The sequence below is a fragment of the Specibacter sp. NPDC078692 genome, from assembly GCF_040686835.1.
In the GTDB taxonomy this organism is placed as follows: Bacteria; Actinomycetota; Actinomycetes; order Actinomycetales; family Micrococcaceae; genus Specibacter.
In genome coordinates, this window is the sequence record NZ_JBFBLV010000041.1 from 20,275 (window position 1) to 28,250 (window position 7,976).

Sequence of the window (7,976 nt, forward strand, 5' to 3'; positions counted from 1 at the left end):
CGGAATCGCGGTCCGTAGCTCGGTGTCGGAGCTCGCGGGCAGAGCTACTGGCGGTTTTAGTGGCCCCGGTGACGCCGAAACATGGGATCCACCGTGTCCGGATCAATGTTCAGGAGCCCGGCCGCTTGCTCCACGAGTACTTCGTGGACCAACTCGCGAACCTGTCCGGAGGTGTCGCACAGGGCTTCAATCGGGTGCCGGTAGATGGCGATGCAGGCTGGTTCGCCGGGACTAGTGTCTGTGGCGGCTCGAGCCGGGGTGTACTTGCCCAGCGGCGCCTGCGACTTGGCAGCCAGGAGCGATTCGAGCTGCTGCGGGACCTCTTCTACGAGGTATTCCACCGTGGCCAGCGCTTCAGGCCATAGTGTGCGCAGCCGGTCGGCGGAATCCACCACCAGGTCATCGAATTTTTCGCCACGGGTTCTCGAGCCGGGCAGGCCAGCATCGAGCACTGGGCCGCGCAGGCCCCGGCCGTGCCGGTCACGCCGGCGCTGCTCGAAAGTCCGCGCCCCGGGAATCCTGGGCTCTGAAATTCCAGCGCCAGGATCTGCGGCCGATTCTGCTGAAGCTGCCGAATCAGCATCGGAATCGAGCGGATCCAGTGAGATACGCAGGGACTGTTCGCCGTCAATTGCCTTGAACTCCATCATTTCACTCTAGGCCGCGGGGCCGCGGAGGGGAAATATCGCGGCGGGGAGGGTAGTCTTGGGAATCGTGGGAACCCTTCGTCAATGCACCAGATCCGCCTGCCGAGAAACGGCCGTGGCTACTTTGACGTACGTTTATGCCGATTCAACAGCGGTTTTAGGCCCCTTGGCCACTTTTGCAGAACCGCATTGTTACGACTTGTGCGCCAAACATTCCGCCCGGCTGACCGCACCGCTCGGGTGGGAAGTGATCCATCTGGCCCGCTCAGACAAGCCACCAGCCCCCGGCCCTGACGATCTCCTAGCTTTGGCCGACGCCGTGCGCGAAGCCGCAAATGCAGGCACCGAAGAATCCGAACCCGGAGCAGGCGCGGCTCGGCGGGAATTCCGTGGAACTCTTGAACCGCCGGCGGCCATGCCAACCAGCGCCTCCACCACTGGCCGCCGCGGGCACCTGCGCATTCTGCGCGACTAGACGCGACTAGATCGAAGGAAGTGGATCACCATGGCAAAGGTTAACGACGGTTTGTTGGCAATTTTGCGCTGCCCTGTCACCGGTTCTACGCTGAAGCAGATCGGCGAGGAATTGATCAGTTCGGCTAATGGCGAGGACGGGCAGCCGCTGCGCTACACGATCGATGAGGGCATTGCCCTGTTGCTGCGGCCCGAACAGATCACCGCGTAAGTAACTGCAGGACGGCACGCCACCAAACCAACGGTACGCCACCAACCAACGGAGCTAGGGGTAGTCATGAGTGCAGCATGGGAAACTATCGGGAGCTTTGTGCGGCGTAGGCGGGCCGAAAATCCCGGCCCCATGACCCTGGACGGGACTAACTCCTACGTCCTGTCCGCCCCGGGTGCGCCCGGTGTGGTCGTGGTTGATCCCGGCCCGCTGCTCGAGGAACACTTGAGTGAACTCGCTGGCGCCGGTGCCGTGGAACTGATCCTGATCACCCACCATCACGGCGACCACACCGACGGCAGCGCCCGGCTCCACGAACTCACAGGAGCACCCGTGCGGGCGGCCCTGCCGGAGTTTTGCCATGGCGGAACGGCCCTGTCCGACGGCGAACTCAGCCAGGCTGGCGGTCTCACCATCGAGGTCCTCGCCACCCCTGGACACACCAGTGACTCGCTCTGTTTTGTGGTGAGCTCTGCTGAAAGACCCACTGAACAGGTCATCCTGACCGGCGACACTATTCTCGGCAGTGGCAGTAGCGTGATCTGCCACCCGGATGGCCGGTTGGGGGATTACCTGGCTTCCCTCGCTGCGCTTCGCGGCCGGGGTGGTTCCGGAGGCAATCCTGTTCCGGTCCTGCCGGGGCACGGTCCGGTGCTGGCAGATATCGCCGCGGCAGCGAAGGCTTATGAGGAACACCGGGCGGGGCGGATCGCCGAGGTGCGCAACGCCGTCGAACGTCTCCAGAAGGACGGAACGCAAGAGCCAGACGCAGCTCAGGTGGCAGCGATCGTCTATGGGGACATTCCGGAGAACCTGCAGGGTGCTGCCCAGCTATCTGTCGAGGCACAGCTGACTTACCTGCGTGGATGAGGGCTGCAATCAGATCGTTGCTTGACAGAGCGGGCTCATAACAACCTCACAACATAGCTGCGTCTAGGCCCGTTTTGGCCGTGGGAGCGCTAATGGTGGCGTAAAATTGGGTGTTGGTGTATTTTGCACCACGACCAATGATTGTGGATTTGTCCACCGAATGGGGAGTTTGCATGGCTGAGTTGGAAGAGACCAAGAGAAGCCGCAAGGGCTTGCGGAATACCTTGATCTCACTGGTCGCTTTGGGCATGGTCGTCACGGGAGTCGGCTGCAGTGCTTTGCCGAACGGCGCAGCGCCAGCCGCCAGTGAATCCGTAGCCGCCACCAGTGCAGCGCCTTCCACCCCGCCAGCCATACCCGCCACCACCGAGTTCACCCCCGCCACCGGCACGGAAGCCGTCAACCCGGCCAACGAAATCGCAGCAGTGGTCACCAACGGAACTATTGCTAAAGCCGTGCTGGAAGAAAAAGCCACTGGGACGCCGGTCGAAGGCGAACTGGTCGTCAGTGGCACCAAGTGGATTTCCAAGGCGCCCCTGAAATTCGACACCGACTACGTTTTCAGCGTCACCGCAGAGAACGCCACCGGCAACAAGTCCACCACGCACAGCGCCTTCAGCACCGTGCCGGCTTCGCACGAAGCCGACGCTTGGGTGTACCCGGCCGCCGATTCCACCGTAGGTGTTGGCCAGCCGCTGGAGTTCAACTTCAGCGAGCCGGTGGTCAACAAGGAAGCCGTGGAAAAGGCCATCAAGGTCACCACCAGCACCGGTCAACAAGGTGCCTTCCGTTGGTACTCGGACACCATGGTGCGATACCGTGCCGAGTATTACTGGCCAGCAAACACCGTGCTGAATGTGGACATGGCCCTCTTCGGCATGGATCTGGGCAACGGCATGATCTACAATGCCAACCGGAACTACAACGTCAACGTTGGTAACAAGGTCATCATGGAAGCCGACGCGGCCAACAAGTTCGTGAGCATCTTCGTCAACGACCAGCTGGCCAAAACCTTCCCAGCATCGATGGGCGATGAACGTTTCCCCTCTGCTTCCGGCTTCATGGTGCTCACTGCTGATAAGCAGCGCTATGCTACCTTCAAGGCCTCAACCATTGGCTTGAAGCCGGGCGACCCCGGCGACTACGGCAGCGTGGATGTGCAGTTTGCCACCAGGCTCTCCAATAGCGGCATCTTCATTCACGAGGCCACCGCGTACGCCCTTCCCTACCTTGGTGTCACCAACTTGTCTCACGGCTGCATCGGGCTCTCGCATGAAGGCGCCGGCTGGGTGTTTAATAACATGCGCCCCGGCGACCTGGTCCACACGGTTGGCACACCGAATGACACGATTGCCCCCACGGATGGCTTCGGCGACTGGAACTTCGCGTTCGCCGACTACGCCTCGCGCTAATAAAACCGACTACGCCTCGCGCTAAGCACTCGCGCTAAGAAAGCGCTAGGAATTCACGCCGTGGCGGGCCAACTGGCCGCGCACGGAGGCTGCCCGGTCTGCGCCAATGCTGAGGCGAAGGTGTTCCCGGTCGCGACGTTCACAGATCAGGGCCGAGAGAAATACCGTCGGATCGGTGCCCGGGGCTGGCAGCGGGGCTACATAAGCGCTCGCTTCACCAGCAAGTTCCACGGCCATGGCGAAGCGGGAGGGCCCGGCCATGGCCGAACCCTGACGCAGGAACACGGAAATGCGCCGGGCCAGCGGATCGGGCAGCCGGCCAATATCTACCAGAACAGCCCACTGCGCCAGCTCGGGAGCCACGGAAACCTGCAGGGGCGTGGCCTTCGGGGCCCGGTCGCGAATGGCGTAAGTGCCAGCCAACATGTCGCCGAGTCGTTTGGATTTGTCGTTGAACAGCGAAACCAGACAGGCCACCGAACCTAGCGTCATGTAAATTTCCAGGACGGCGAGCATCGCCCGAACCAGGGCGTGACGGAAACGGATGGAACCGCCGTCGTCCCTCACTATCCGCAGCCCCATGACGAGCTTGCCCAGAGACTTTCCGCGGCTGAGCGTCTCCACCGTGATGGGGACAATGACTAGCAATCCCACCACCACACTGAGAATGATCGCGCGCATCGCGGTCGGATCCACGGCGGAATCCAGCGAAGCCAGCAGGAAGAACAGCCCGAAAGCCACCAGCACAGTGGTCAAGACGTCGATGGCGGTGGCCACGGAGCGGGCGGCAAAGGAAGCGGGACGCAGCTCGAGGACAACGGCTTCGCCTGTGATGATTGCGGACATGAAAACAGTCTATCCACGCTCACGCCCGTCGGGCCTATATGCTGGTTCGAATGGACATGGATGCCTTTACTTCGGTACACCGCCCGCAATGGGAACGGCTCAATGAGCTTGCCCGGAAGCGGCGCCTGAACGGTCCTGAAGCGGACGAACTACTGCATTTGTACCAAAGCGTGTCCGGTCATTTGTCGCTGATCCGCTCCGTGACGGCCGAGAGCGCCCTGTCAGCCTCGCTCTCCGCCATTCTGGCCAACGCGCGGACGCGGTTCACGGGGGCCCGGAGTAATATCTTCGTGGACATTGCCCGGTTCTTCGTCATTGCCTTGCCGGCTGCTTTCTACCGGGTGCGTTGGCTGACCCTCATCATTGGCGCCGTGTTTGTGGCCATCGCCAGCCTCTTTGCTCTGTGGGTGGCGGGGGATCCTGCGGTCCAGGCGGCACTGGGTACGGATGCCCAACTGCAGCAACTCGTCAACCACGACTTCGTCGACTACTACTCGGAGAACCCGGCTGCCTCCTTCGCGGGCGCGGTCTGGACCAACAATGCGTGGATCGCCGCCCAGTGCGTGGCTTTTGGGATCACGGGCGCCTTTGTCCCGTACCAAATCTTCATGAACGCCCAGAACGTCGGCCTCACCGCCGGCGCCATGTTCGCCTACGGCAAGGGCGATGTCTTCTTCAGTTTCATCTTGCCGCACGGACTCATGGAGCTGACAGCCATTTTCATTGCCGGCGCGGCGGGACTGCGCATTTTCTGGGCGTGGGTGAGTCCCGGACCCCGCACTCGCCTGGATTCGCTGGCGCTCGAGGGTCGCTCCCTCATGACCGTCGCCGTGGGCCTGGTCCTGGTGCTGTTCGTCTCGGGCCTGGTCGAAGCCTATGTCACGCCGAGCCCGCTGCCCGTCTGGGCCAAGATCACCATCGGCGCGCTGGTCTTGGCCGCGTACTGGGCTTATACGTTGATTCTGGGCGGCCGGGCGGTGCGTGCCGGGGAGCTCGGTGACCTTGACGCGGACGACGCCGGAGCCTCCATCCGCTCAGCCTGAACCTGCGTTGTTGTTCAGGTTGTTGTTGAGATAGTTCCTTCTTCTCCTCCTTGGGTCAGTGGCTTACTCTTCCCCTCACGGTGACCCGCGGTGCAGGATGGGGGCATGGGACTTGATGCGCAACCCCGGGACATGGCAGGTGCAAGCAAGCCGGTGACTCCGCACCCTTGGCGCCGCTTTGTGGCTGTGGGGGATTCCTTCACGGAAGGCTTGGACGATCCCGAACCGCGCAGCCCTGGCGGATACCGCGGTTGGGCGGACCGGGCCGCGGAGGAGCTGAGCGTGGGTGTGCCGGACTTTGCCTACGCCAACTTGGCGGTCAGGGGCCAACTGCTGCACGAGGTGGTGGAGACCCAGATAGGCCCGGCGTTGGCGCTGCACCCGGATCTGGTGTCGATCCAAGCTGGCGGGAACGATCTCTTGCACCCCGGAGCTGACCCGGACAAACTGGCTGAACTCCTGGAAGAGGCTGTCGTGCGCCTTCGTATGCAGAGGGCGACGGTGGTGATTTTTGCCGGACCAGATGCTGGCCGGTCCACGGTGATGGGGCAGTTCCGGACTAAGATCGCCATCTTCAACGAGAATATGCGCAGCATCGCCGAACACCACGACGCCATTATTGCTGATCTGTGGGCCATGACTGAACTGCACGATTCCCGAATGTGGGGCCCTGACCGGCTGCACCCCTCCTCACTGGGCCATCATGCCATTGCCTCGATGGTGCTGGACACACTCAACGTTCCGCACGCACTTGAGCCGCTGATGCCTAAACCACTCCCGGCGAAAAGCTGGCGCGAGGCAAGGGTGGGTGAAATTCAGTGGGCGCGAGACTATCTGGTGCCCTACATGTTGCGGGGCATCCGCCACCAGTCCGCAACCGGCGGATTCGGCGCCAAACGGCCGGTGCCAGCTCCGCTGCAAGAGGTCCCGCTCACCATGCCACAACAGGTCGTTGAGGCTGCGATGCCGCCCCCTTCAGAGACAGATTCAGGCACGGAGACCGGGCCGTAATCAAACATGGACACCAGTGCTAAGGAACGGTACTGATGGTTAGTTCCGGTGACAGTTTGACAACATCACGGGGTGGCAGCGCCCAGGGGTGGCCCCCGGCCGGTATCCTTTCGACTTGTGAGCGAGAACCTAAAGCCCCAAGACGCAACATCCCTCGATCCAACGACCCTTGACCCGGCAGTGGACAATCCGGCCCAAGAACGCCCGGCCCAGGATAGTCATGGGTCGGTCAGTCCTGCAGCGGAGAGCCATGCGCAGAGCGCCCCTGCAGCGGAGAACCTGACTCAGAACAGCCCAGCTGCGCGGGTTCAGCTGGACGGTGCTGCTGCGAGTGAGGCAAGTGCTGCAGAGACGGCTCGTGCCGCCGAGAAGGCCCGTGCCCGGCGTGCGGCGGTGCCCCGTGCGGCGGTGCCCGCTGCCGAACGTGGCGTCTCGAAGATCAAGATGAAGGAAGCCGACGAACCCATGCGTCCGGCGTCGCGCATGCCGGCGCTTCCCAGCGACGAAGAAATTGCGGCGGCCTTGGCCAAGACTGTTTCAGAGGACGGTGCGGGCGGAGCTGACAACGTTGGGGCAGCGGAACTCTCCGGCGAGGACAGCGCAGCTCAGCGCCCCTCGGCTGAAGAGTTGGCTAAACGCCAAGCCGCCAGAGAAAAAGCCGCCAACACCAAACCCGTGCTGACCCGTGTGTTCCAAGTGTTGATCGCTGTTTTCTACCCGATCGTTCTGCTGGTACTGGCCATCAGGCTCGTCACTACCTCTACCTTTTTATGGATTGAATACCACCGCCCGGGATTCCCCGCCGACAGTTTCGGCTTCAGCACCGAAGACCGGGTAACCTACGGTTCCTACACGGTGGACTACCTGCTCAACTTTGCCCCAGCGCGATACTTGGGGGATTTGGTCAACGACATTGGCAACCCCTTATTCCTCACCCGTGAAGTGGGCCACATGGCCGACGTCAAGGCCGTCATTGTTATGGCGTTTTTGAGCGCCTTGGCCTTGGCCCTCATCATGGTGGTTGGCATGATCTACCTCTCGCGCCGCAGCTTTGGCGGCAACCGTCGGGCTCTGTTCGCCGGATCCATCCTCACACTGGTTCTGATTATTGGGCTCGGCGTGGTGGCCGTGACTGGCTGGGAACGGTTCTTCGCTGAGTTCCACAAGATTTTCTTCGCCGACGGCACCTGGACGTTCTACACCGACGACACTCTCATCCGGCTGTTTCCCAGCCAATTCTGGATGGACTCCGGCATCTTCATCGGTGCGTTCGTATTGGTGGTCTCATCACTGACGATGGCGTTTACCTGGCCCACCAAGGACCGCCGCGAAGCTGTTGCCGCTGCCTCGCGTCCGGGCCGCCGGGCAGCGTAGCCGCCCAGTCTCCTTCGACTCCGACGGAGCCCCGTCGAGTCAGACGGAGCGACATCACCGACCCCGCCTTCTTTGACGTGCTCCGGGG

General features: G+C 62.3%; 9 protein-coding genes. 7 read left to right on the top strand and 2 right to left on the bottom strand.

All coding sequences use genetic code 11. The features are described 5' to 3' along the window. Positions 1–56: 56 nt before the first annotated feature. The gene (locus tag AB0O97_RS18690; protein ID WP_363836912.1) at positions 57–647 is read right to left on the bottom strand and encodes a metallopeptidase family protein; all 591 of its coding nucleotides are present in this window, start codon (positions 645–647) and stop codon (positions 57–59) included. Between the two features lie 67 nt (positions 648–714). Between AB0O97_RS18690 and AB0O97_RS18695 the strand changes: the two genes are divergently transcribed. The 4 genes from AB0O97_RS18695 (at position 715) to AB0O97_RS18710 (ending at position 3,614) form a co-directional block, all read left to right on the top strand. Further along, a complete protein-coding gene (locus AB0O97_RS18695) occupies positions 715–1,122 on the top strand; it encodes a DUF3499 domain-containing protein (protein WP_363836909.1) in 408 nt (135 codons plus the stop codon). A 30-nt stretch (positions 1,123–1,152) separates the two neighbouring features. After that, positions 1,153–1,332 (top strand): hypothetical protein, encoded by a 180-nt coding sequence (locus AB0O97_RS18700; protein ID WP_363836908.1) that lies wholly within the window; start codon positions 1,153–1,155, stop codon positions 1,330–1,332. A gap of 66 nt (positions 1,333–1,398) precedes the next feature. Beyond that, the gene (locus AB0O97_RS18705; RefSeq protein ID WP_363884707.1) at positions 1,399–2,202 is read left to right on the top strand and encodes an MBL fold metallo-hydrolase; all 804 of its coding nucleotides are present in this window, start codon (positions 1,399–1,401) and stop codon (positions 2,200–2,202) included. 173 nt (positions 2,203–2,375) lie between these two features. Beyond that, positions 2,376–3,614 (top strand): Ig-like domain-containing protein, encoded by a 1,239-nt coding sequence (locus tag AB0O97_RS18710; protein ID WP_363884709.1) that lies wholly within the window; start codon positions 2,376–2,378, stop codon positions 3,612–3,614. A gap of 45 nt (positions 3,615–3,659) precedes the next feature. On the opposite strand, the gene AB0O97_RS18715 is transcribed toward AB0O97_RS18710, so the two are convergent. Next, positions 3,660–4,460 carry an RDD family protein gene (locus AB0O97_RS18715; protein WP_363884711.1) on the bottom strand — a complete coding sequence of 267 codons (801 nt, stop codon included), beginning with the start codon at positions 4,458–4,460 and terminating at the stop codon, positions 3,660–3,662. 50 nt (positions 4,461–4,510) lie between these two features. Between AB0O97_RS18715 and AB0O97_RS18720 the strand changes: the two genes are divergently transcribed. The 3 genes from AB0O97_RS18720 to AB0O97_RS18730 all read left to right on the top strand — a co-directional run bounded on the left by AB0O97_RS18720 (position 4,511) and on the right by AB0O97_RS18730 (position 7,888). After that, on the top strand, positions 4,511–5,503 hold the full coding sequence (locus AB0O97_RS18720) for a stage II sporulation protein M (RefSeq protein WP_363836897.1): 993 nt from the start codon (positions 4,511–4,513) through the stop codon (positions 5,501–5,503). Positions 5,504–5,608: 105 nt separating this feature from the next. Continuing rightward, positions 5,609–6,514: an SGNH/GDSL hydrolase family protein gene (locus tag AB0O97_RS18725; protein WP_363884713.1), complete on the top strand. Its 906-nt coding sequence runs from the start codon at positions 5,609–5,611 to the stop codon at positions 6,512–6,514. 117 nt (positions 6,515–6,631) lie between these two features. Beyond that, positions 6,632–7,888: a TIGR01906 family membrane protein gene (locus AB0O97_RS18730; protein ID WP_363884715.1), complete on the top strand. Its 1,257-nt coding sequence runs from the start codon at positions 6,632–6,634 to the stop codon at positions 7,886–7,888. Positions 7,889–7,976 lie beyond the last annotated feature (88 nt).

Bases quoted from the DNA above. Each gene is read 5' to 3' on its own strand.
- AB0O97_RS18700 (WP_363836908.1), top strand. From the start codon at position 1,153: ATGGCAAAGGTTAACGACGGTTTGTTGGCAATTTTGCGCTGCCCTGTC.
- AB0O97_RS18705 (WP_363884707.1), top strand. From the start codon at position 1,399: ATGAGTGCAGCATGGGAAACTATCGGGAGCTTTGTGCGGCGTAGGCGG.
- AB0O97_RS18720 (WP_363836897.1), top strand. From the start codon at position 4,511: ATGGACATGGATGCCTTTACTTCGGTACACCGCCCGCAATGGGAACGG.
- AB0O97_RS18710 (WP_363884709.1), top strand. From the start codon at position 2,376: ATGGCTGAGTTGGAAGAGACCAAGAGAAGCCGCAAGGGCTTGCGGAAT.
- AB0O97_RS18690 (WP_363836912.1), bottom strand. From the start codon at position 647: ATGGAGTTCAAGGCAATTGACGGCGAACAGTCCCTGCGTATCTCACTG.
- AB0O97_RS18725 (WP_363884713.1), top strand. From the start codon at position 5,609: ATGGGACTTGATGCGCAACCCCGGGACATGGCAGGTGCAAGCAAGCCG.
- AB0O97_RS18715 (WP_363884711.1), bottom strand. From the start codon at position 4,460: ATGTCCGCAATCATCACAGGCGAAGCCGTTGTCCTCGAGCTGCGTCCC.